Annotated in this window: 20 protein-coding genes; 17 read left to right on the top strand and 3 right to left on the bottom strand. The window is 62.0% G+C overall.

Annotated features, from left to right (window positions below):
• Positions 1-48 precede the first annotated feature (48 nt).
• From V8Z78_RS02665 to V8Z78_RS02655, 3 genes are all read left to right on the top strand, one after another.
• On the top strand, positions 49-1,149 hold the full coding sequence (locus tag V8Z78_RS02665) for an ABC transporter permease (protein ID WP_148747900.1): 1,101 nt from the start codon (positions 49-51) through the stop codon (positions 1,147-1,149).
• Positions 1,146-2,801 carry an ABC transporter ATP-binding protein gene (locus V8Z78_RS02660; RefSeq protein WP_349730841.1) on the top strand — a complete coding sequence of 552 codons (1,656 nt, stop codon included), beginning with the start codon at positions 1,146-1,148 and terminating at the stop codon, positions 2,799-2,801. The genes V8Z78_RS02665 and V8Z78_RS02660 overlap by 4 nt, the downstream gene beginning before the upstream one ends.
• A 197-nt stretch (positions 2,802-2,998) precedes the next feature.
• Positions 2,999-3,160 (top strand): hypothetical protein, encoded by a 162-nt coding sequence (locus V8Z78_RS02655; protein ID WP_003056362.1) that lies wholly within the window; start codon positions 2,999-3,001, stop codon positions 3,158-3,160.
• Between the two features lie 102 nt (positions 3,161-3,262).
• Here V8Z78_RS02655 and V8Z78_RS02650 read toward each other — a convergent pair whose 3' ends face one another.
• Together V8Z78_RS02650 and V8Z78_RS02645 are read right to left on the bottom strand one after the other, a co-directional pair.
• Positions 3,263-3,595, bottom strand: a complete 333-nt coding sequence (locus V8Z78_RS02650) for a chaperone modulator CbpM (protein ID WP_003063164.1) — start codon at positions 3,593-3,595, stop codon at positions 3,263-3,265.
• Between the two features lie 11 nt (positions 3,596-3,606).
• Positions 3,607-4,587, bottom strand: coding sequence for a DnaJ C-terminal domain-containing protein (locus tag V8Z78_RS02645; RefSeq protein WP_034361624.1), 981 nt, complete (start codon positions 4,585-4,587; stop codon positions 3,607-3,609).
• Positions 4,588-4,817: 230 nt separating this feature from the next.
• Here V8Z78_RS02645 and V8Z78_RS02640 point away from each other — a divergent pair, with 230 nt between their 5' ends.
• The 7 genes from V8Z78_RS02640 to typA all read left to right on the top strand — a co-directional run bounded on the left by V8Z78_RS02640 (position 4,818) and on the right by typA (position 13,679).
• Complete coding sequence (locus tag V8Z78_RS02640; RefSeq protein WP_034349992.1) at positions 4,818-5,198, top strand: thioredoxin family protein; 381 nt, start codon at positions 4,818-4,820, stop codon at positions 5,196-5,198.
• 180 nt (positions 5,199-5,378) lie between these two features.
• Positions 5,379-5,957, top strand: a complete 579-nt coding sequence (gene rimP / locus V8Z78_RS02635) for a ribosome maturation factor RimP (protein ID WP_003080490.1) — start codon at positions 5,379-5,381, stop codon at positions 5,955-5,957.
• Between the two features lie 83 nt (positions 5,958-6,040).
• Positions 6,041-7,528: a transcription termination factor NusA gene (gene nusA / locus V8Z78_RS02630; protein ID WP_003063156.1), complete on the top strand. Its 1,488-nt coding sequence runs from the start codon at positions 6,041-6,043 to the stop codon at positions 7,526-7,528.
• A gap of 23 nt (positions 7,529-7,551) precedes the next feature.
• The gene (infB, locus tag V8Z78_RS02625; protein ID WP_012837914.1) at positions 7,552-10,386 is read left to right on the top strand and encodes a translation initiation factor IF-2; all 2,835 of its coding nucleotides are present in this window, start codon (positions 7,552-7,554) and stop codon (positions 10,384-10,386) included.
• 95 nt (positions 10,387-10,481) lie between these two features.
• Positions 10,482-10,859, top strand: coding sequence for a 30S ribosome-binding factor RbfA (gene rbfA / locus V8Z78_RS02620; protein ID WP_003056352.1), 378 nt, complete (start codon positions 10,482-10,484; stop codon positions 10,857-10,859).
• A 4-nt stretch (positions 10,860-10,863) separates the two neighbouring features.
• The gene (truB, locus tag V8Z78_RS02615) at positions 10,864-11,856 is read left to right on the top strand and encodes a tRNA pseudouridine(55) synthase TruB (RefSeq protein ID WP_003063153.1); all 993 of its coding nucleotides are present in this window, start codon (positions 10,864-10,866) and stop codon (positions 11,854-11,856) included.
• The gene (gene typA / locus V8Z78_RS02610; protein WP_003063151.1) at positions 11,853-13,679 is read left to right on the top strand and encodes a translational GTPase TypA; all 1,827 of its coding nucleotides are present in this window, start codon (positions 11,853-11,855) and stop codon (positions 13,677-13,679) included. Before truB ends, typA begins: the two co-directional genes overlap by 4 nt.
• 327 nt (positions 13,680-14,006) lie before the next feature.
• On the opposite strand, the gene V8Z78_RS02605 is transcribed toward typA, so the two are convergent.
• Positions 14,007-14,312 carry a c-type cytochrome gene (locus V8Z78_RS02605; protein ID WP_003063149.1) on the bottom strand — a complete coding sequence of 102 codons (306 nt, stop codon included), beginning with the start codon at positions 14,310-14,312 and terminating at the stop codon, positions 14,007-14,009.
• A gap of 113 nt (positions 14,313-14,425) precedes the next feature.
• On the opposite strand from V8Z78_RS02605, the gene V8Z78_RS02600 reads away from it, so the two are divergent.
• The 7 genes from V8Z78_RS02600 to V8Z78_RS02570 all read left to right on the top strand — a co-directional run bounded on the left by V8Z78_RS02600 (position 14,426) and on the right by V8Z78_RS02570 (position 23,194).
• Entirely contained in the window at positions 14,426-14,665 is a 240-nt protein-coding gene (locus V8Z78_RS02600; RefSeq protein ID WP_003063147.1) for a TIGR04438 family Trp-rich protein, read from the top strand.
• 140 nt (positions 14,666-14,805) lie between these two features.
• A complete protein-coding gene (gene ilvD, locus V8Z78_RS02595) occupies positions 14,806-16,665 on the top strand; it encodes a dihydroxy-acid dehydratase (protein ID WP_349730840.1) in 1,860 nt (619 codons plus the stop codon).
• Between the two features lie 116 nt (positions 16,666-16,781).
• Positions 16,782-17,789, top strand: a complete 1,008-nt coding sequence (locus V8Z78_RS02590) for a Bug family tripartite tricarboxylate transporter substrate binding protein (RefSeq protein ID WP_349730839.1) — start codon at positions 16,782-16,784, stop codon at positions 17,787-17,789.
• A gap of 145 nt (positions 17,790-17,934) precedes the next feature.
• On the top strand, positions 17,935-18,777 hold the full coding sequence (gene lgt, locus V8Z78_RS02585) for a prolipoprotein diacylglyceryl transferase (protein ID WP_003080469.1): 843 nt from the start codon (positions 17,935-17,937) through the stop codon (positions 18,775-18,777).
• 155 nt (positions 18,778-18,932) lie between these two features.
• Complete coding sequence (locus V8Z78_RS02580; protein WP_134737291.1) at positions 18,933-20,348, top strand: malonyl-CoA decarboxylase; 1,416 nt, start codon at positions 18,933-18,935, stop codon at positions 20,346-20,348.
• A 113-nt stretch (positions 20,349-20,461) separates the two neighbouring features.
• A complete protein-coding gene (locus V8Z78_RS02575; RefSeq protein ID WP_003063139.1) occupies positions 20,462-21,478 on the top strand; it encodes a Bug family tripartite tricarboxylate transporter substrate binding protein in 1,017 nt (338 codons plus the stop codon).
• Between the two features lie 162 nt (positions 21,479-21,640).
• Positions 21,641-23,194 carry a malonate--CoA ligase gene (locus tag V8Z78_RS02570; protein ID WP_034361621.1) on the top strand — a complete coding sequence of 518 codons (1,554 nt, stop codon included), beginning with the start codon at positions 21,641-21,643 and terminating at the stop codon, positions 23,192-23,194.
• The last annotated feature ends 108 nt before the right edge of the window (positions 23,195-23,302 follow it).

Here is a 23,302-nt window from a genome sequence, read left to right as displayed (position 1 = left end):
TTTATGCAAGATAAGCCTCAAACCATTGCCCTGCAAGCGCAAGAAGCTATGAATACAGGAGTGGAGCGTGTGCCAGCGACGCCTGCTGCCAAGTCCGAATCCCCGGGGCGCCGGGCCTGGCGGCGCTTCAAAGGCAATCGACTGGGCTTTGTCAGCCTGCTGATCTTCTCGGTGCTGGTGTTGCTCAGCCTGTTTGCCGAACTGCTGTCCAACGACAAACCGCTCATCGTGCGCTACGAGGGGCAGACCTATCTGCCGCTGCTGCACGATTACCCGGAAACCACGTTTGGCGGCGATTTCCATACGCCGACCGATTACCTCGATCCCTTCATCCGGCAAAGGCTCGGCGAGGGCGACAACTGGGCGATCTTCCCAATCAACCGCTATGGCAAGTCCACCATCAACTACTTTGCCAAGTCGCCCAATCCTTCTGCGCCGTCGGCCGACAACTGGCTGGGCACCGACGACCGGGGGCGCGATCTGCTGGCGCAGCTCATCTACGGTTTTCGTGTCAGCGTGCTGTTCGGCCTGGCGCTGACGGCCGTGGGCGTGCTGCTGGGCGTGCTGGCGGGGGCGGTGCAGGGCTTTTTTGGCGGCAAGACGGATCTGGCCTTCCAGCGCCTGACGGAAATCTGGGGCTCCATGCCCGAGCTCTACCTGCTCATCATCTTCAGCGCGCTGTTTGCGCCCAGTGTCTCGCTGCTGCTGATCCTGCTGAGCCTGTTCGGCTGGATGGGTCTGGCCGACTATGTGAGAGCCGAGTTTCTGCGCAATCGCCAGCTCGACTATGTGAAATCCGCCCAGGCCCTGGGTGCCAGCAATCGTTCCATCATCTTTCGCCACATTCTGCCCAACAGCATGACGCCGGTGATCACCTTTTTGCCGTTTCGCATGAGCGGGGCCATCCTGGCGCTGACCTCGCTCGATTTTCTGGGTCTGGGCGTCCCGCCAGGCACGCCAAGCCTGGGCGAGCTGCTGAGCCAGGGCAAGAACAATATCGATGCCTGGTGGATTTCCCTGTCCACCTTTGGCGTGCTGGTCATCACGCTGCTGCTGCTGACCTTTATGGGCGACGCCCTGCGCGATGCGCTGGACCCGCGCAAGCAGGCACGTACCGAGGCTGCAAAGCGCGCAGGAGGCAAGCCATGAGCCAGGAAAAGTATGGGATTGAGAGCCGCAGCCAGTTGCTGAGCGTGCACGATCTGAGTGTGTCTTTTGCGGGCAAGCCCGTGGTGCAGGGCGTGAGCTTCGAGATGGCTGCCGGTGAAAAGCTGGCGCTGGTGGGGGAGTCCGGCTCGGGCAAGTCGGTCACGGCGCTGTCGCTGCTGCGTCTGGTGGGCGATGCACAGCTGGGTGGCCGGGCCCTGCTGGACGGGCGCGATCTGCTGGGGCTTTCGGAGCGCGAGATGCAGGGCATACGCGGCGGCGATATCGCCATGATCTTTCAGGAGCCGATGACGGCGCTGAACCCGCTGATGACCGTCGGCGCGCAGGTGGCGGAGGTGCTGCAGCTCAAGCAGGCCTTGAGCCGGGCGCAGGCCTTGAAGCAGGCCGTCGAGCTGCTGGCCACTACCGGCATCCCTGAGCCAGAGCGTCGCGCGCAGAGCTTTCCGCACCAGCTCAGCGGTGGCCAGCGTCAGCGCGCCATGATCGCCATGGCCCTGGCCAGCCGTCCCCGGCTGCTGCTGGCCGACGAGCCGACAACGGCGCTGGATGTGACGCTGCGTGGCCAGATCCTGGATTTGCTGGCCGATCTGCAGCGGCAGACCGGCATGGCCGTGCTGATGATCACGCATGACCTGAACCTGGTGCGCCGCTTTGCCGACCGCGTGGCCGTCATGGAAAAAGGCCGTCTCGTGGAGCAGGGCGCGGTGGCCGATCTCATGCGGAACCCGCAGCATGCCTATACCCGCAAGCTGCTGGCCAGCCGGCCGGTGCGCAATGTGGCGGATGAGACCGTGCCGGCCGGTGAGGCTGCCGTGGTGCAGACCCAGGCCTTGCAGGTGAGCTATGCCACGCCCTTGCCCGGCATTCGCGGCTGGTTCAAAAAGGGCGCGTTCGTCGCGGTCAAGGGCGCGGATATGCTGCTGCGGCCCGGCCGTACCCTGGGCGTGATCGGTGAATCGGGCTCCGGTAAATCCACGTTGGCCCAGGCCGTGCTGGGGTTGTTGCCTGCGGCCGGGGGGCTGCAGGTGGCCGGCAGGCAATGGCAGCAGCCGGCAATCCGCAACAGCGCCGCCAATCTGGCGCTGCGGCGCAAGATCCAGGTGGTGTTCCAGGATCCGTTTTCCTCGCTGTCGCCGCGCATGACGGTGGAGGAGATCGTCGGCGAAGGCCTGCAGATCCATGCCCCTGAGCTCGCTGCCGGGCCGCGGCGCGAGCGCGTGCTCAAGATGCTCGAAGAGGTGGGCTTGACCGAGGCCCAGTTTCCCGGCCTGCTGCAGCGCTATCCGCATGAATTCTCGGGCGGGCAGCGGCAGCGCCTGGCGATTTCACGCGCGCTCATCATGGAGCCCGAGGTCCTGGTGCTGGACGAGCCCACGAGTGCACTCGACGTCACCATTCAGCAGCAGGTGCTGGCCCTGTTGCAGCGGCTGCAGAAGGAGCGTGGTCTGGCCTATCTGCTCATCACCCACGATGTGGATGTGATTCGCGCCATGGCCCATGAGGTGCTGGTCATGAAGGACGGGCAGATCGTGGAGCGGGGCGATGTGCAGGCGGTGCTGACTGCGCCGAGGCAGGCATACACGCGCCAGTTGGTCGAGGCCGCCGGGGTCGTTGCCGAGCCTCCGGCGGTCTGAATGTGATGGCGAGCAGTGCCTTCCCTTCAAAGGTTTGAGGCTTTGAATGCCTGCAATTGCTGTCGGTTCACTGATTCGCGAGGCAGGCATTCGCTGAAAAACACTGAATCCGCACTCGAAAGTCTGTATTTATTTGGCGCGAATTCTCTGGCTGTGGCCTAATTGATCCTTTTCAACCTCCCAATTGAGAATTCGACATGGGCAATAAGATCGTTACCGAAGCAGACCGCAAGGCCACTCCCCGTCCCCAGGCACCCAATGGCGTGACCCTGCCCACTCCCGGCCGTGGCCAGCGCGTGAGCCTGGAGCGTGGTTCGCACACTCGCAGCAAGAAGCAGCCCGGCAAGCGCCACGGCTAATTCCTGCGGCAGGCTGCGCCCTGGTGTGCGGCCCGCAAAAAAGCCCTCGTCACTTCGGTGCGAGGGCTTTTTGCTTTTCACGGCTTCAGAGCGTTGGTTTGCTCATCCCTGAAGATTTTTCAGCTTGCGGCGCAGCTGCTGCACTTCCTCGATGAGATCGGTGGTCAGGGCGGCGAGCTGAGGGTCGGCGTCGAAGCTGTGTTCCAGCTGGGCAATGCGGCGTGCACGCACCAGCGTCTGGCTGCTGAAGCGCCATTGCTCGTGGCTGATCTCGCGCAGCTGACCTTCGTTGTCGTAGCTGATGACGCCTGTCTGCACATGCTCGATCACCCATTGCGGGCTGGTGCAGCAATGGCGCGCCAGCTCGTGCAGATCGAGCACGGCCTGTTCCAGCAACTCGGCAGGCTCGTAGAAAGGGTAGTGGGAGGGGCTCATGGGAAAACCTTTCAACTCAGGCTGCGGGCATCGAACTGCGGGAAGGCCCTGGCAAAGTCGGCATAAGCCTGCTTTTGCGCGGGTGTCGCCGCGGGTGGGAAGACCACATCCAGCACCAGGTACAGATCACCCGGCGTGGCGGCGGGCAGGCCCTTGCCCTTGAGGCGCAGCTTGCGACCCGAGCGATAGCCGGCGGGCACGGTGACTTCCAGTTCCCCGGCCAGCGTCTTGAAGGGGACGGGGCCACCGAGCTCGGCTTCCCAGGGCGCGAGCGGCACTCGCTGGTAGACATCCTTGCCCTCGGACCACCAGCGCGGGTCGCTACGGAAGTGCACCTCCAGCAGCAGATCGCCTGGCGCACCCTTGCCCAGACCCGGGTTGCCCTGACCGGCAAGGCGAATCATCTGGCCCTCGCGCACGCCCTTGGGAATGGTGACCTGCAGCTCCTTGTCCTTGTGGGTGGGGATGCCCTGGTCGTCGAGCACGGTGCTGCGCAGATGCAGCGAGCGCACGGCGCCGCTATAGCTGTCCTGCAGATCCAGCTCTATGCTGGCATGCTGGTCCTGGCCGCGCATGTCTGGGGTGCTGCGCGCGCCTTGCTGGCCCTGATGGCGCCGTGCACGAGCGGCCTGGCCGAACATCTGCGAGAAAAAGTCGCTGAAATCGGCGTCGCTGCCGGCATCGCCCTGGCTGCTGAAGTGAAAGTCCTGCTGATCCCAGTCGGGCGGCGGGCGAAAGCCTCCCTTGCCCTGAGCTCTGGCATTTTGAGCAAACTGCATTTCGTCGCCCATGGCGTCGTAGGCGGCGCGCTTTTCGGGGTCGGAGAGCACGGTGTTGGCTTCGTTGACCTCGGCCATGCGAGCAGCCGCGTCTTTTTCCTTGCTGATGTCGGGGTGGTATTTGCGGGCGAGTTTGCGATAGGCCTTTTTGATGTCCTCGGTGGAGGCCTTTTTGTCCACGCCAAGTATCTTGTAATAGTCCTTGTAATCCATGGAGTCACCAATCTTCTTGTCAAAAGATGGGCGCAAGACTGTTGCCTTGGCTGCTGCCATTGCTGCGCCCGCATTCAGGAAAATAATAGGGATAGAGTGCGGCAGCTTCAAGGGTCTCAATGCGCGCTGGTGGGGTGATGACCGGGGTTTGAGTCCTTGGGGGCATCTGGCGCTACCATTGCCAGGATCAATGCAGGGGCGTGTGCGAAGGCCTGCCCAGAGTTCGTGAAATGAAACAAGAAATTACAAAAGCAGACGCATGGCTGGTTGTCTGCCTCTGTGCTGACTGGTGTGGTACCTGTAAACAGTACCGGCAGCCCTTCGAGGCTCTTGCTGCCCAGTTTCCACAGATGCGTTTTGTCTGGCTCGATGTGGAAGACCGTGAGGATGTCGCTGGCGATCTGGACATAGAAACCTTTCCGTCCATTTTGGTGGCGCAGGGCGAGCAGGCCAGATTTCTGGGGCCTGTGCTTCCGCAGACGGGGGTGCTGGCGCGGATGCTGCAATCCCTGCCCGCAGATGCGGCGGCGAGGCCCGCCGATGTGCAGGAGGCCCAGGATTTGCTGCAGCGATTGTTGCGCGCTGATGACCTGCAGGAAGTCTTGCGTTGATCGCTGTTTTATGCGAGACACTTTTTGCGAAAACAGTGGTTTGCGGCTACAATCACGGCTTCACGACCAAACGGGCGGGTACATACCGCCCGTTTTTTTTGGGCAATTCATGGCGAAACCTGTTTTTGGCAGAGCTAAGTCCATGATTTGACAGATTTTTCGGGATTGAACTGAATACACGTGGCACTACAGCAAATCGTTGAACAAACCGTCACAGGTCTGGGCTATGACCTGGTTGAAATCGAGCGCTCGGCCGGCGGCCTGCTGCGCATCACGATTGATTTGCCTTGGCAGGCGCCGGAGGAAGGTGCGCCTGAGCTGCCCGAGCAGTTCGTGACAGTGGAAGACTGCGAAAAGGTCACGCGCCAGCTTCAGTTTGCGCTGGAAGTCGATGGTGCGGACTACGCCCGCCTGGAGGTCTCTTCTCCAGGCATTGATCGTTTGCTGCGCCATGAGCAGGACTTCATCCGCTTTGAAGGCTCGGAGGTGGATCTGACGCTCAAGGCTCCCATCGGGGCTGCGGGTGGCGACAAGATCAATGCAAACCGCAAAAAATTTCGTGGCACGCTGGAGCGGACTGAAGAAGGTGGCTGGCAGATCGTCTGGAGCGATGAGCCGCCTCCCAAGCCGGGCGTGCGCGTCAGCAAGAAGCGTGAGCCAGCGCCGTTGAACGCGATGGGCTTTACGCTTGACGAGTTGCGCGAAGCTCGTCTGGCACCGATTGTGAATTTCAAAGGACGCGCAGCCAAGCCCGAATGAGGCAGCTGAAGCGTTTGAATCTTTTGGGGCAAAGAGGTCGCATGCAAATCCTCTTTGTGTGATTGAAATAGGAGAGTCGTCGCATGAATCGCGAACTGTTGATGTTGGTTGAAGCCATTTCGCGTGAAAAGAACGTGGAACGCGATGTGGTTTTTGGTGCCGTGGAATCCGCACTGGCACAGGCCACCAAGAAGCTGTACCAAGGTGAAGTAGACATCCGCGTGTCCATCGATCGCGAAAGCGGCGACTACGACACCTTCCGCCGCTGGGTGGTGGTGTCTGACGATGCCGGTCTGCAGAACCCCGACGCCGAAGAAATGCTGATGGATGCGGAAGACCGCGTGCCCGGCATTCAAATTGGTGAGTTCATTGAAGAGCAGATCGAGTCGCTGCCCATCGGCCGTATCGGTGCCATGGCTGCCAAGCAGGTCATCCTGCAGAAGATTCGCGACGCCGAGCGCGAAATGCTGCTCAACGAATTCCTGGCCCGTGGCGAGAAGATTTTCACCGGTACCGTCAAGCGCATGGACAAGGGCGACATCATTGTCGAATCCGGCCGTGTGGAAGGCCGACTCAAGCGCGGCGAGATGATCCCCAAGGAAAATCTGCGCAATGGCGACCGTGTGCGCGCCATGATCATGGAAGTCGATGCCACCCTGCGCGGCGCTCCCATCCTGCTGTCGCGCTCGGCTCCCGAATTCATGGTGGAATTGTTCCGCAATGAAGTGCCCGAGATCGAGCAAGGCCTGCTGGAGATCAAGAGCTGCGCCCGTGACGCCGGCTCTCGTGCCAAGATCGCCGTGCTCAGCCACGACAAGCGCGTGGACCCCATCGGCACCTGCGTCGGCGTGCGCGGCACCCGCGTGAATGCCGTGACCAACGAACTGGCCGGCGAGCGTGTGGATATCGTGCTGTGGTCCGAAGACCCCGCCCAGTTCGTGATCGGTGCCCTGGCTCCTGCCAATGTCTCTTCCATCGTTGTGGATGAGGAAAAGCACGCCATGGACGTGGTGGTGGACGAGGAAAATCTGGCCATCGCCATCGGTCGCGGCGGTCAGAACGTGCGTCTGGCCTCCGAGCTGACAGGCTGGAAGATCAACATCATGGACGCTGCAGAGTCTGCCCAGAAGCAGGCCGACGAGTCGGCTGTCTCGCGCAAGCTGTTCATGGAAAAGCTGGATGTGGACGAGGAAATCGCCAACATCCTGATCGAAGAAGGTTTCGAGACCCTGGAAGAAGTGGCCTATGTGCCGCTGCAGGAAATGCTCGAAATCGAATCCTTCGACGAAGAGACGGTGAACGAGCTGCGTAGCCGCGCCAAGGATGCACTGCTGAGTCAGGAAATTGCTCGCGAAGAAAATGTGAGCAAGGCATCCGAGGATCTGGTGTCTCTGGACGGCATGACTGCCGAGCTGCTGGACAAGCTGGCGCAAGCTGATGTGCACACCCGTGACGATCTGGCCGACCTGGCGATCGACGAGCTGACCGAAATCACCGGTCAGACTGCCGAAGAAGCCAAGGCCTTGATCATGAAGGCGCGTGAGCACTGGTTTACCGATGGGCAAGAGTAAGGTCAGGGAGGTACAGAGCATTTATGTCGAGTAATACGGTTGCAGAATTTGCGAAAGAGCGCAACACGACCCCTGATACCTTGCTGCAGCAGCTCAAGGCCGCTGGGGTTGACAAGGCCAATGCGGCTGACGCGCTGACCGAAGGTGACAAGCAGCGCTTGCTGTCTCACCTGCAGGCAAGCCATGGCAGCGGTGCCAAGAAGATCACGCTGACCAAGAAGTCCACCAGCGAAATCAAGCAGGCGGATTCATCGGGCCGTGCCCGTACGATTCAGGTGGAAGTGCGCAAGAAGCGCACTTTCGTGAAGCGGGAAGACACTCCCGCCGAGGCTCAGGCCAATGCGGAAAGCATGGCTAAGGCTGTGCAGGAGCGTGCCGCTAGTCAAGAGCTGGTACGCCGTGAAGAAGATGCTCGCCGCGAGGCCGAGCTGTTGAGCCATCAGGAAGAACAATTGGCCAAGGAACGTCAAGAGCGCGAAGAGCGCGAGCGCCGCGAGCGCGAAGCCGAGGAACGTGCTGCAGCCTATGCAGCCGCAGAAGTCGCCAAGGTGGCTGAAGCCAAGGCGGCAAAGGAAGAAGAAAAGCGCGAGCACGCCGCAGGCGCTGCCGCACGTGCTGCGGCCCAGGCCGAGGCACGCGCCAAGGCGGAAGCCGAATCCCAGGCCAAGGCTGCTGAAGAAGCCAGCCGCGCCAAGGATCTGGATGAGCGCCGCCGCAAGGCCCTGGCCGAAGCGGAAGCCATCCGCGCCATGATGGCTGCACCCAAGAAGGTGCTGGTCGCCAAGAAGCCCGAGGAGCCCAAGAAGGCTGCTCCGGTTGCCGCCGATGCCAAGAAGCCTGTTGCCGCCAAGGATGGCAACAAGCCTGCAGGCAGCGCTGGCGCGGCCAATGCCGGCGGCGGCGCCCGTCCAGGCAAGGAAGTTAAGTCCGCCAAGCTGTCTTCGAGCTGGTCCAACGACGCCGGCAAGAAGAAGGAAATCAAGACCCGTGGCGACAGCTCCGGCGGCGTGGCTGGCCGTTCCAACTGGCGCGGTGGTCCCAAGGGCGGCCGTCGTGGCAATGATCGTCACGAGCAGCAACAGCAGCAGGCTCCCGAGTTCCGTCAGCTGGAGATTTCGGTGCCCGAGACCATCACCGTGGCCGAACTGGCTCACAAGATGGCCATCAAGGCATCCGAGGTCATCAAGGTTCTGATGAAGATGGGCCAGATGGTCACCATCAACCAGCCGCTGGACCAGGACACCGCCATGATCGTGGTGGAAGAAATGGGTCACACCGCCAAGGTGGCAGCACTGGACGATCCCGAGGCCTTCACCGCCGAGGAAGTCTCCAACTCCGAAGCCGAGCAACTGCCGCGCGCTCCCGTGGTGACCGTCATGGGTCACGTGGACCACGGCAAGACCTCGCTGCTGGACTACATCCGTCGCACCAAGGTGGCGTCGGGCGAAGCCGGCGGCATCACTCAGCACATCGGTGCCTACCATGTGAAGACGCCTCGCGGCATCATCACCTTCCTGGACACTCCCGGTCACGAGGCCTTCACGGCCATGCGTGCTCGCGGTGCCAAGTCCACCGACATCGTGATTCTGGTGGCCGCTGCCGACGACGGCGTCATGCCCCAGACCAAGGAAGCCATCAAGCACGCCAAGGCGGCTGGTGTTCCCATCGTGGTGGCCATCACCAAGGCCGACAAGCCCGAAGCCAACCCCGATCGCGTCAAGCAGGAGCTGGTCGTGGAAGAGGTGCTGCCCGAAGAATACGGCGGCGACTCTCCCTTCGTGGCCGTGTCCTCCAAGACCGGCCAGGGCATCGACGAGCTGCTGGAGCAAGTGCTGCTGCAGGCCGAAGTGCTGGAACTCAAGGCGCCCGTGGACGCCGCAGCCAAGGGTATCGTGATCGAAGCCCAGCTGGACAAGGGTCGCGGTACCGTGGCTACGGTGCTGGTGCAGTCCGGTACGCTGAAGGTCGGCGACGTGGTGCTGGCGGGCCAGACCTATGGTCGCGTGCGAGCCATGCTCGACGAAGACGGCAAGCAGACCAAGGAAGCCGGTCCTTCCATCCCTGTAGAGATTCAGGGTCTGAACGAAGTGCCCCAGGCGGGTGACGACTTCATGGTGCTGAGCGACGAACGCCGTGCCCGTGAAATCGCGACCTACCGCGCCGGCAAGTTCCGCAACACCAAGCTGGCCAAGCAGCAGGCTGCGAAGCTGGAAAACATGTTCGCCGAAATGTCCGCTGGCGATGTGCAGACCCTGCCCATCATCATCAAGGCCGACATGCAAGGCTCGCAGGAAGCTCTGGCAGCCTCGCTGCTCAAGCTGTCCACCGACGAGATCAAGGTTCAGCTGGTGTACTCCGGCGTGGGCGGTATCTCCGAGTCCGACGTCAACCTGGCGCTGGCTTCCAAGGCCATCATCATCGGCTTCAACGTGCGTGCGGATGCTCAGGCCCGCAAGACCGCTGAAGGCAACGATGTCGACGTTCGCTACTACAACATCATCTACGATGCCGTGGATGAAGTGAAGGCTGCGATGTCCGGCATGCTGGCTCCCGAGAAGCGCGAAGAGATCATCGGTATGGCCGAGATCCGTACCGTGTTCGTGGCAACGAAGATCGGCACCATTGCCGGCTCGTACATCACGCAAGGTCACGTCACCCGCAATGCACACTTCCGTCTGCTGCGCGACAACGTGGTCATCTACACGGGCGAGATCGAGTCGCTGCGCCGCATGAAGGACGATGTCAAGGAAGTCAAGGAAGGCTTCGAGTGCGGTATCAAGCTGCGCAACTACAACGACATCAAGGAAGGCGACGTGCTGGAAGTCTTCGAGATCAAGGAAATCGCTCGTACGCTGTAAAAGCAATAGCTGCTAGCGCCTGCTCTGCAAGGGTTTGAGGCTGAAAATGCCTTGAACTCCTTGTGAAGCAAGCGCAAATAGCTCCTTTTTTATTCATGGCAACCAAACGCAAATCTGCTGCTCCCAACCGCAGCTTCAAAGTTTCCGACCAGATCCAGCGTGATCTGTCGGAGCTGATCGCCCGCGAGTTGAAGGACCCGCGCGTCGGCATGGTCACGCTGCAAGGCGTGGAGGTGACTCCTGACTATGCCCACGCCAAGGTGTTCTTCAGCGTGCTCGTCGGCGATCCCGAAGTGACGCTGGCAGCACTCAATCAGGCCGCAGGCTTTCTGCGCAACGGCCTGTTCAAGCGTCTGCACATTCATACCGTGCCCACGCTGCATTTCGTCTACGACCGCACTACAGAGCGCGCTGCCGACATGAACGCCTTGATCGCCAAGGCTGTGGCGTCGCGCGGACCCGAACAGGAATAAGCACATGAACGCCCCTCGCACCCGGGTGCAGCGGCGCCCTGTGCATGGGGTGTTGCTGCTCGATAAACCGCTGGGCTGGTCCAGCAACGATATCTTGCAGAAGGTCAAGTGGCTGCTACGTGCCGAAAAGGCCGGGCATACAGGCACGCTTGATCCGCTGGCCAGTGGCGTGCTGCCGCTGTGTTTCGGCGCTGCCACCAAATTCAGTCAGCTTCAGCTCGAAGCCGAGAAAACCTACGAAGCCATTGCCCGCCTGGGCCAGACCACAACCACGGCCGATGCCGAGGGCGATGTGGTGCTGGAGCGTGCCGTGGATCTGGCCGCCATCACGCCCGAGCGCCTGGCGCAGGTGCAAGCCCAGTTCACGGGCGATATCAAGCAGGTGCCGCCCATGCACAGTGCGCTGAAGAAGGACGGCAAGGCACTCTATGAATATGCCCGTGCGGGCGTGGAAGTGGAGCGCCCCGCACGAGATGTCACCATTCATGCATTGGAGCTGACGCTGGTGCAGGACGATCAGGGGCATCCGGCCGTCAAGATGAGAGTGAGCTGCAGCAAGGGCACTTACATCCGCACATTGGGCGAAGACGTGGGCGAGGCCTTGGGCTGTGGCGCCCACTTGCGTTTTCTGCGCCGTGTGGAAACCGGCGGTCTTGAGGTGTCGCGCTGCGTGACGCTGGAGGCGCTGGAAGCCATGAACGATGAAGAGCGCATCGCGCAGGTCCAGCCTGTGGATACCCTGCTGCATCGTCATGCCGTCGTCACCTTGGGTGAACAGGATGCAGGTCGCTTTCTATCAGGCTTGCGCCGTCGAGGGTCTTGGGCGGATGCCCCGGCCGTGGCGGTGTATGGTGAGCGCCCGCATGCCCTTTTAGGGGTAGGCCGTGTGGCGAGCGGGGAATTGATTCCCGAGCGCCTGCTCAGTCCGCTAGAAATTCAACAAATTTTGGAAGGAACGCCGCGTCCACAAGCAAGCGGCATTTTGGAAACATTATGAGCAAACAAATCCGCAACATTGCGATCATCGCGCACGTTGACCACGGTAAGACCACCATGGTGGACCAGCTGCTGCGCCAGTCCGGCACTTTTGCCGAGCACGAAAAAGTCGTCGACACCGTGATGGACAACCATGCCATCGAACGTGAGCGCGGCATCACCATTCTGGCCAAGAACTGTGCCGTGTCCTGGAAGGACACCCACATCAACATTCTCGACACGCCCGGTCACGCGGACTTCGGCGGCGAAGTGGAACGTGCCCTGTCCATGGTCGACGGCGTGGTGCTGCTGATCGATGCGCAGGAAGGCCCCATGCCCCAGACGCGCTTCGTGACCAAGAAGGCTCTGGCCCTGGGTCTGCGCCCCATCGTGGTGGTGAACAAGGTGGACAAGCCCGGTGCCAACCCCGACAAGGTGATCAACGCCGCTTTCGACCTGTTCGACAAGCTGGGCGCCACCGACGAGCAACTGGACTTCCCCGTGGTCTACGCCTCCGGCATCAACGGCTGGTCGTCCAAGGAAGAGGGCGAGCCCGGTGCCAAGTGGGGTGAGGACATGTCCGCCCTGTTCGATACCATCCTCGACCATGTGCCTTCCGTGCAGGGCGATGCCAGCGCTCCCCTGCAACTGCAGGTCTCCGCTCTGGACTATTCCACCTTCGTGGGTCGTATCGGCGTGGGCCGCATCACCCAGGGTACGCTCAAGCCCGGTCAGCAAGTGGCCGTGATGGCCGGTCCTGACGGCAAGAGCTACAGCGGCAAGATCAACCAGGTGCATACCTTCCAGGGTATCGATCGCGTGCAGGCCACCGAAGCTGGTCCTTCCGAGATCGTGCTGATCAGCGGTATCGAAAACATCGGTATCGGCGAGACCGTCACCGATCCCGCCAATCCTCAGCCTCTGCCCATGCTGAAGATTGACGAGCCCACGCTGACCATGAACTTCTGCGTGAACACCTCGCCCCTGGCAGGTCGTGAAGGCAAGTTCGTGACCAGCCGCCAGATCTGGGACCGTCTGCAAAAGGAACTGCGCTCCAACGTGGCTCTGCGCGTCAAGGAAACCGACGAAGACGGTATCTTTGAAGTCTCCGGCCGTGGTGAACTGCACCTGACCATCTTGCTGGAAGAAATGCGCCGCGAAGGCTACGAGCTGGCAGTGTCCAAGCCCCGCGTCGTGATGCAGATGATCGACGGTGAAAAGCACGAGCCCATCGAGCTGGTGACTGCCGACATCGAAGAAGGCCACCAGGGCGGCGTGATGCAGGCACTGGGCGAGCGCAAGGGCGAGCTGGTGAACATGGAACCCGATGGCCGCGGTCGCGTCCGTCTGGAATACCGTATTCCTGCCCGTGGCCTGATCGGTTTCACCAACGAATTCCTGAACCTGACACGTGGTTCCGGCCTGATCGCCAACATCTTCGACAGCTACGAACCCCATAAGGGCGACATCGGCGGCCGCAAGAACGGCGTGCTGATCTCCATGGACGATGGTGAAATCTTCACCTACGCCCTGGGCAAGCTGGACGACCGTGGCCGCATGTTCGTGAAGGCCGGCGACCCCGTGTACGAAGGTATGATCATCGGCATCCACAGCCGCGACAACGACCTGGTGGTGAACGCCACGCGTACCAAGCAGCTGACCAACTTCCGTGTTTCCGGCAAGGAAGACGCGATCAAGATCACGCCTCCCATCGAGCTGTCGCTGGAGTACGGCGTGGAATTCATCGAAGACGACGAGCTGCTGGAAATCACCCCCACCAGCCTGCGCGTGCGCAAGCGTCACCTGAAGGAACACGACCGCAAGCGTGCTTCGCGTGATGCGTAATTCACAGGCCTAGGCTGTGAATCCAAAAAGGCCCTTCGGGGCCTTTTTTATTGCACGCTGCTGCCTGACAGTCTGCATTGCAACGGCTGCGGTATTGATTCGTCGCTGCACGAGCCACGGGCCGAGTTGCTGCCGAGTTGCAGCAGTCAAGTGTTGCAGATGCTGACCTCACGGGTGCGGAGCGAAGTCTGGAATCCTGGTGCCGTAGGGCTGATGGAAGAGCAGGGCGATCCGCTGAGTCGCGGTAGCTTCAGAAACAAAAAACCGCATGGGAGCCATGCGGTTTTTGATAACGGCCCTGTCTCGCGCCGTTGAGAAGCAGTCGATTTACTTCTGCGTCAGAATCCAGGCCACCAGCTTCTTGGCATCGGCGTCGTTCACCTGGGGATTGGCGGGCATGGGCACGGGGCCCCACACGCCGGAGCCGCCCTTGATGACCTTGGCAGCCAGCTTGTCGGCGGCGTCCTTCTGGCCTGCATACTTGGCGGCCACATCCTTGAATGCGGGACCAACCAGCTTCTTGTCAACAGCGTGGCAGGCCATGCAGTTCTTGGACTGCGCCAGGGCCTGATCGGCCATGGCAGGGGCCACGGCAGCGGCGGAAAGGGCGAAAGCGATCAGAAATTGCTTCATCATGAGTTCCCAGGGTGCGGGGTTAAAGTTGATCTTTTAGCGCATTGTAGTGCTTGGCTTGTGTACTCTCCAGTGCACTCTGTGTTCTGGAAAATCAACAAAAAAGGGGATGTATGTATCTGTTAGGTTTGGCGATCGTGTTGTCGCTGCTCAAGCTGGCTCAGATCGGGCCTGTCGCAGGCTGGAGTTGGTGGCCGATTCTGGGCGTTTATGGGGCGGCTGCCGCCTGGTGGGCCTGGGCCGATGCTTCGGGCTATACCAAGCGCAAGGCCATGGAGAAGATGGACCAGCGCAAGAAAGAGCGTATCGAACGTCAGAAGCAGGCCATGGCACCGGGCCAGCGACGTCGTTGAGCAGTGAATCAGGCATCGTGATTGACGATGTCTTGTGATTGTTTTGCCTGACAGCCCGCCATGGGCTAGGCATCGCTGCCTTGCAGTGCTGGGCCATAATCCAAAGAATCATTTCCCGATAACGTCTTATAGCGAACCCCATGCCCGCATACCGTTCCAAAACCTCCACTGGCGGCCGCAACATGGCCGGTGCGCGCGCCCTGTGGCGTGCCACCGGCATGAAAGATGGCGATTTCGACAAGCCCATCATTGCGATTGCCAACTCCTTCACCCAGTTCGTGCCCGGTCATGTGCATCTGAAGGATCTGGGGCAACTGGTCGCGCGCGAGATCGAAAAGGCCGGCGGCGTGGCCAAGGAGTTCAACACCATCGCCGTGGACGATGGCATCGCCATGGGCCATGACGGCATGCTGTATTCGCTGCCCAGCCGCGACCTGATCGCGGACTCGGTCGAGTACATGGTCAATGCCCATTGCGCCGATGCGCTGGTGTGCATCTCCAACTGCGACAAGATCACCCCCGGCATGCTGATGGCCGCGATGCGCCTGAACATTCCGGTGATCTTTGTTTCCGGCGGCCCCATGGAAGCCGGCAAGACCAAGCTGGCCAACCCCGAAACCAAGACCATAGAGTTCAAGAAGCTGGACCTGGTGGACGCCATGGTGATCGCGGCCGATCAGCGCTATTCCGATGCCGAAGTGGCCGAGGTGGAGCGCTCCGCCTGCCCGACCTGCGGTTCCTGCTCGGGCATGTTCACCGCCAATTCGATGAACTGCCTGACCGAAGCGCTGGGCCTGTCCCTGCCCGGCAATGGCACCGTGGTGGCCACGCATGCCGACCGCGAAGAGCTGTTCCTGCGCGCTGGCCGCCGCATCGTCGAGCTGGCCCGCGACTACTACGACAACGACAACGACAGCGTGCTGCCGCGCTCCGTGGGCTTCAAGGCCTTCGAGAACTGCATCACGCTGGACATCGCCATGGGCGGCTCCACCAATACCATCCTGCACCTGCTGGCCATCGCCCAGGAAGCGGGTATCGACTTCACCATGGCCGACATCGACCGCCTCTCGCGCGTCGTGCCCCAGCTGTGCAAGGTGGCACCCAACACGCCCAAGTACCACATCGAAGACGTGCACCGCGCTGGCGGCATCATGGCCATCCTGGGCGAGCTGGACCGCGCCGGCAAGCTGCACACCGATGTGCCCACGGTGCATGCCAAGACCATGAAGGATGCGCTGGAGCAGTGGGACATCATGCGCACGCAGGACGAGGCCGTGCGCCACTTCTACATGGCCGGCCCCGCTGGCATTCCCACGCAGGTGGCGTTCAGCCAGAACACCCGCTGGCCCAGCCTGGACCTGGACCGTGCCGAAGGCTGCATCCGCAGCTACGAGCACGCTTTCAGCAAGGAGGGCGGCTTGGCCGTGCTGCGCGGCAACATCGCGCTGGACGGCTGCGTGGTGAAGTCCGCAGGCGTGGACGAGTCGATCCTGGTCTTCGAAGGCCCTGCCCATGTGGTCGAGTCGCAGGACGAGGCCGTGGCCAACATCCTGGCCGACAAGGTCAAGGCAGGCGATGTGGTCATCGTGCGCTACGAAGGCCCCAAGGGCGGCCCCGGCATGCAGGAAATGCTCTACCCCACCAGCTACATCAAGTCCAAGGGCCTGGGCAAGGCCTGTGCGCTGCTGACGGACGGCCGCTTCTCGGGCGGTACCTCCGGCCTGTCCATCGGTCACTGCTCTCCCGAAGCGGCAGCCGGCGGCGCGATTGGCCTGGTGCAGAACGGCGACATCATCCGCATCGACATTCCCAACCGCAGCATCAATATGCTGGTCAGCGACGAAGAGCTGGCCCGCCGCCGTGAAGCGCAGAATGCCAAGGGCTGGAAGCCTGCCCAGGCCCGTCCCCGCAAGATCTCTGCGGCCCTCAAGGCCTATGCCAAGCTGGTGACCAGCGCCGATACCGGCGCCGTGCGAGATCTGTCGCTGCTCGACGATTAAGTTACGTTTGTTTCGTCATTTCGTCAGCGCGGACTTTGCCTGCTGACGGACAATCCCACAGCCGCTCGATGCAAGTCGCGCGGCTGTTTTTATTGTCTTGCCAGAAAGTGATCTCCATGTCTTTCGCTGTTCGCCCCTCCTTCTTGTTGAAGACAGCAGGGCTGCTGGCCTTGCTGGGGGCATTGACGGCGCAGGCTGCAGAAGGGCGTTACCCGCAGCGTCCCGTGCGTCTGGTGGTCCCTTTCACGCCCGGAGGCTCCACCGATATCGTGGCGCGCCTGGTTGCCGATGCCATGCACACAACCCTGGGTCAGCCCGTGGTGGTCGACAACCGGTCCGGCGCCAGCGGCTTCATCGGGGCCGAGGCCGTGGCCAATGCGGCGCCTGACGGCTACACCATAGGCCTGGGCACCATCAGCACGCTGGTGGTCAATCCCGTCATGCTGCCCCAGTCGGCACGCATAGATCCTGCCAAGGCCTTTGTACCGGTGGTTGCACTGGCGTCCATTCCGTCGGTGTTTTCCGTGCATCCCAATATGGGTGTGCAGAACTATGCCCAGTTCCTCACTCTTGCGCGCAGCAAGCCGGGTCAGTTCAATATCGGATCGGCCGGAATCGGCTCCATCGGGCATCTGATTGCCGAGCGCCTCAATGCCGATCTCAAGCTCAAGCTGCACCATATTCCCTACAAGGGGCAGGGGCCGGTGATCAGCGGCGCGCTGTCGGGCGAGACCCAGGTGCTCAGCGATCAATACCCTTCGTCGGCTCCGCATGTGGCTGCGGGCCGCCTGGTTCCGTTCGCCGTGGCCGCGCAGGAGCGCTTGCCGACCCTGCCGCAGGTGCCCACGTTCAGGGAGTTGGGCCACCCTGCGCTCAACGATCTGGCCATCACCTGGTTCGGCATCGTTGCTCCGGCAGGAACGCCGCAGGCCGTCGTGACCAGGCTCAACGGCGCTGCCAACGCGGCCTTGCAGGATCCTGCCGTGCAGGAGCGGTTGCAGACCATGGGCGTGCAGGTATTGGGCGGCACACCGCAGCGATTGAGCACCATGATGGATGAGACCGCCAAGGTCGTGCGTCAGACCGTGCGCGAGCAGGGCCTGGCGGTGGACAAGCCGCATTGACACTTGAAAGAGCGCCGTTGACGCCGGATGCAGCAGGATGCCAGGTCGAGGTTTTTCGCATCAGGGGGCTTTGAGCCGGTGAATGAGGCTCTGCAACGTTCTCGGAGCATGCAGTTTTGCAGAAACGTCATCGGCCTGCGGCACAATGCCTGACATGCTGATGTATCCGCACATTGATCCTGTAGCCGTGCAGATTGGCCCGCTGGCCGTGCACTGGTATGGCATTACCTATCTGGTGGCCTTTGGTCTGTTCCTGTTTCTGGGCACGCGCCGACTGCACCACCCTCCATTCAAATACATGACGGGCGAGCGTGCCTGGGCGCGCAAGGATGTGGAGGACATTCTCTTTCTCGGCGTGCTGGGCGTGGTCGTGGGCGGGCGCATCGGCTACTGTCTGTTCTACAAGCCCGGTTACTACCTCTCGCATCCGCTGGAGATTCTTGCCGTCTGGCAGGGTGGCATGAGCTTTCACGGCGGCCTGCTGGGCGTCATCGGCTCCATGATCTGGTTTGCGCGCTCGCGCAAGCGCAACTGGTTGGAAGTCGCAGATTTTGTGGCGCCCTGCGTGCCCACAGGGCTGGCTGCGGGCCGCATCGGCAACTTCATCAACGGCGAGCTCTGGGGGCGTTTTGCGAGTGCGGATCTGCCCTGGGCCATGGTGTTTCCGCAAAGCGGCTCCATGCTGCCGCGTCATCCCTCGCAGATCTATCAGTTCCTGATGGAAGGGCTGCTGCTGTTCATCATCCTGTGGCTTTACGCGCGCAAGGAGCGCAAGCCCGGCCAGGTCGCGGCGGTTTTTCTGATCGGCTATGGGGCCTTCCGCTTCATCGCAGAGTACTTCCGCGAGCCCGACGACTTTCTGGGCATTCTCTCGCTGGGCATGAGCATGGGGCAGTGGCTGTGCATTCCCATGATCGTGGCCGGTGTGCTCATGTGGGTGTGGTGCGGCAAGCGCCAGGCCTACGCAGTTCAGCGGACTACGGCCTGAAGGCCGAATCCTGAAAAACGCAGACTTCGGTCTGCGTTTTTCATGGTGTGGTGTACGAGGCTGAAAAACTGCACATAATGGCTGAAAGCGTTACTGCAATTGCGGTATCTGCTTCTTCAATGAGAGCATGATGGTGCTGGAACAAGGAGATGCATATGGGGTGGGCAGCCGAGTGGATTGAGCAAACCAAGCTGTGGGTGCGCGGTGCCGAGGGCGAGAAGGGCGACGCCCAGCATCGTCCGCTGGCGCAACGTCTGGAGGCCACCTTGCGTCGTGGGGAGGAGGCGCTGTCGCCGCGCGAGCTGCGCCGCTTGCTGCTGGACATGCAGCAGGTGGCGGATACCGCGCTCAGCGACGTGGAGGGCGGCCGTCACGCGCAGCTGCTGATGGATTGGTATGCCAAGGCCGATCTGGCCGCACGCAAGGACTTCTGGCTGCTGGCGATCGAAAAGTTCGGCCCCGATGCCAAGGCCCTGCAGGCGGCCCGCGAGCGCTACGACAAGGCGGGCAGCGATGTGGAGCGCAGCGAGGCCGAGATGAGCCTGCGCCGTGCCCTGGTTTCGTCGCGCACGCGGCTGCTGCAGCGTTTTGCCCAGCCCAAGGGCGGCATGGGCTTTCTGGTCGACATGCGCGCCGAGTTGCTGGCCTTGCCCAAGGCGGAGCAGCACTATGTGGCGCTGGACGCCGAGCTGGAGCATCTGTTTTCCAGCTGGTTCGATGTGGCCTTGCTGGAGCTCAGAAGCCTGAACTGGGATTCGCCCGCATCGCTGCTCGAAAAGCTGATCAAGTACGAGGCTGTGCACGACATCCGCAGCTGGGCCGATCTGAAGAATCGCCTCGACAGCGACCGCCGCTGCTATGGGTTCTTTCACCCGCGCATGCCCAATGTGCCGCTGATCTTTGTGGAGGTGGCACTGCTGGACAAGATGGCAGGCAGCATGGCTCCGTTGCTGGACGAGGCCGCGGCGGCTGCCGATCTGGCCAAGGCCAACACCGCCATCTTCTATTCCATCAGCAACACCCAGACCGGACTCAAGGGCGTGAGCTTCGGCGATTCGCTCATCAAGCATGTGGTGGAGACGCTCACCCAGGAGTTTCCCAAGCTCAAGCAGTTCGCCACGCTGTCGCCGATTCCGGGACTGCGCAGCTGGCTGAGCAAGAACGGCGATGCGGCGCTGGCGGAGCTCGACGACAAGCAAAAGGCAGCCCTGGAAAAAGTCGCCGGCGGAGTGAGCGCTGCGCAATTGCTGGCCGCGCTGGACGATCCGGGCTCGCTGCCGGAGAAATCGGTGGTGCGTCAGGCCGCCATGTTTTGCGCCGCGCGCTATCTGGGTCGGGAAACTGCCAAGGGGCGTCCGCTGGATGCCGTGGCACGCTTTCACCTTGGCAACGGTGCGCGCGTGGAGCGCCTGAACTGGGCGGCAGACCTGTCGTCCAAGGGGCTCAAGCAATCCATGGGGCTGATGGTCAACTATCTGTATGACCTCAAGCGCCTGGACAAGCACCGAAGCCTGTTGGCGCAGAGCAAGATTCCCGTTTCCTCGGAGATCGAATCGCTGTGCAAGGGTTGAGTGCATCGCGACTCGCGCTGCGCCCGGCCTGAGCCGGCTTTTGCTGCTGCGTCTTCCAACCACAAGCCTGGCTGCAGCGATGCCTGCTGACCAGGCGCGCAGAGGAGACATAGATGCAGGATTCTTGGGAAAAGAGCGTGGGTTTGCAGCGGCGCACACTGCTGGGGGCGACGGGGGCGCTGCTGGCGGCTGGGGCATCGGGCTGGACGGGCATGGCCCAGGCATCGGAGTGGCCGAGCAGGCCTGTCAATCTGATCGTGCCTTTTCCTGCCGGCGGCGGCACCGACACCTTTGCCAGGCCTTTTTCTGCCCAGTTCGCCAAGACCTCGGGCAAGACCCTGGTGATAGACAACCGCGGTGGCGCGGGCGGCACGCTGGGCGCCAGCATTGCGGCCAAGGCCGCACCCGACGGCTACAACTTCTTCATGGGCGGCACCCACCATGTGATTGCGCCATCGGTCTACCCCAAGCTCGAATACGATCTGGAGCGCGACTTCATCCCGCTGGCGCTGCTGGCCAGCGTGCCGCAAGTCGTGGTGGTCAATCCCAAGAAGGTGACGCATGCCAGCTTGCAGGCTCTTGTACAGGATCTGCGTGCCAACCCCGGCAAGTACAACTATGCCTCGGCAGGGCCGGGTTCCTCGCACCATCTGGCGGGCGAGTTGTTCAAGCTGCAGACCAAGACCCAGATCACCCATATTCCCTACAAGGGTGCGGGCCCTGCGCTGCAGGACCTGATCGCCGGCAATGTGGACATGCTGTTCGATGGCCTGGGCTCATCGGCCCAGCATATCAAGGGCGGCCGCATCAAGGCCTTGATGGTGGCGGGCGCCAAGCGCAATCCCGCCTTCCCCGATGTGCCCAGCGCGGCCGAGTGCGGCCTGCCGGATTTCACCGTCACCACCTGGTATGGACTATGGGCGCCCAAGGGCACGCCTGCCGCCGTGCAGCAGCAGATGCTGGACGAGGTGCGCAAGATCGGAGCCGCCGAGGACATCAAGGCTGCCTGGGCCAAGAACGGCGCCGATTACGGCCAGCTGAGCCAGCCGCAGTTTGCCGCCATGGTGCAAAGCGAGATCCAGCGCTGGGCCCATGTGGTCAAGGCGGCGAATGTGAAGATTGACTCCTGAGCCCGCTGGCTGCCTTGCGGGGCGCCCTTTGCCGGCGCCCCATTTTGAAGAAGTGATTTTTTCAGTGCCTGGCGCCACCGGCCAGGCCAGGGCAGGGCCTATGATGGCCGTGGACCTTTTGCTTTCACCGTTTCCGAGTTCGACAGCATCACGATGACCGACATGCCTCAAGCCAATCTTTTCAGCGCGCTGCGCGCTGCGTTTCCTGCGGATCTGACGAAAATCGCCGTGGAGGCCATCGAGCCCGATGGCTCCAGCCTCTACTACACCTGGGCCGATCTGGAGCAGGGCAGTGCACGCATGGCCAATCTGCTGGCCTCGCTGGATCTGCCCGAAGGCAGCCGCATTGCGGTGCAGGTGGAAAAGTCGGTCGAAGCCATGATGCTCTACCTGGCCACGCTGCGCAGCGGCCATGTGTTCCTGCCGCTGAACACCGCCTACCAGAGCGCCGAGATGGAGTACTTCATCACCAATGCCGAGCCGGCCGTGGTGGTGTGCGCCCCCGGCTGTTTTGGCTGGGTGTCCAAGATTGCCTTCAACCACGGCGTGGGCCATGTCTACACCCTGGGAACCGATCGCACGGGCAGCTTGCTGGAGCGTGCGGCCCACCACAGCGACGAGCATCAGGTCGTGCCACGTCGCGCCGACGATCTGGCGGCGATTCTCTACACCAGCGGCACCACGGGGCGCAGCAAGGGCGCCATGCTCAGCCACGGCAATCTGCTGAGCAATGCGGCCATGCTCAAGGTGTACTGGGGCTGGCAGGAAGGCGATGTGCTGATTCACGCGCTGCCCATCTTCCATGTGCATGGCCTGTTTGTCGCCATTCACGGGGCGCTGCTCAACGGCAGTCCCATGATCTGGTTTGCCCGCTTCGAGCCCGAGGCCGTCATGGCGCGCTTCAAGGATGCGACCGTCTTCATGGGGGTACCAACCCTTTATGTGCGCATGCTGGCCGATGCCAGGCTGGACCGCGACATGGCCGCGCACATGCGTCTGTTCATCTCGGGATCGGCTCCCATGCTGATCGAGACCTTCCGCGCCTGGAAGACGCGTACCGGTCACACCATCCTGGAGCGCTATGGCATGAGCGAGACCATCATGCTGACCTCCAACCCTTATCAGGCCGATGCGCGCTACGGCAACGAGGCCGAGCGCCGCGGCGCAACCGTGGGCTTTCCCCTGCCTGGCGTGGGCGTGCGCATTCATGGCGATGACGGCAAAGCCCTGCCCGCAGGCGAGATCGGCAATATCGAGGTGCAGGGCCCCAACGTCTTCAAGGGCTACTGGCGCATGCCCGAGAAGACGGCAGAGGAGTTCACGGCCGACGGCTGGTTCAAGACCGGCGATGTGGGCATGCAGGACGAGCGCGGCTATTTCAGCATTGTGGGGCGCAGCAAGGACTTGATCATCTCGGGCGGCTACAACGTCTATCCGGCCGAGGTGGAGGGCTTCATCAACGATCTTCCCGGCGTGGACGAAAGCGCCCTGGTGGGCGTGCCTCACCCGGACTTTGGCGAGGTCGGCGTTGCCGTCATCGTGCCGCGCAAGGGCGCGCAGCTCGATGGGCTGAAGATTCTGGAGTCGCTCAAAGCCAGGCTGGCCAATTTCAAGGTGCCCAAGCGCTGCTATGTGGTGGACAGCCTGCCGCGCAACACCATGGGCAAGGTCCAGAAGAAGCTGCTGCGCGACCAGTATCAGCAAGAGTTCTCCTGAAGCCGGTCGAAGCGGACGCCAGGCGTTGGTTTTTGGCTGCAGTATTGGCTGCGTTTCAGGCGCTTGTCTTTTGACTTGACTCCTGAAAAGTGAGCTGATTGCGCAGCT

Origin of the sequence: Comamonas sp. wu1-DMT, from assembly GCF_040187805.1 — a bacterium.
Taxonomy (GTDB): Bacteria; Pseudomonadota; Gammaproteobacteria; order Burkholderiales; family Burkholderiaceae_C; genus Comamonas; species Comamonas thiooxydans.
This window is presented reverse-complemented; position numbering and strand designations above follow the sequence as displayed.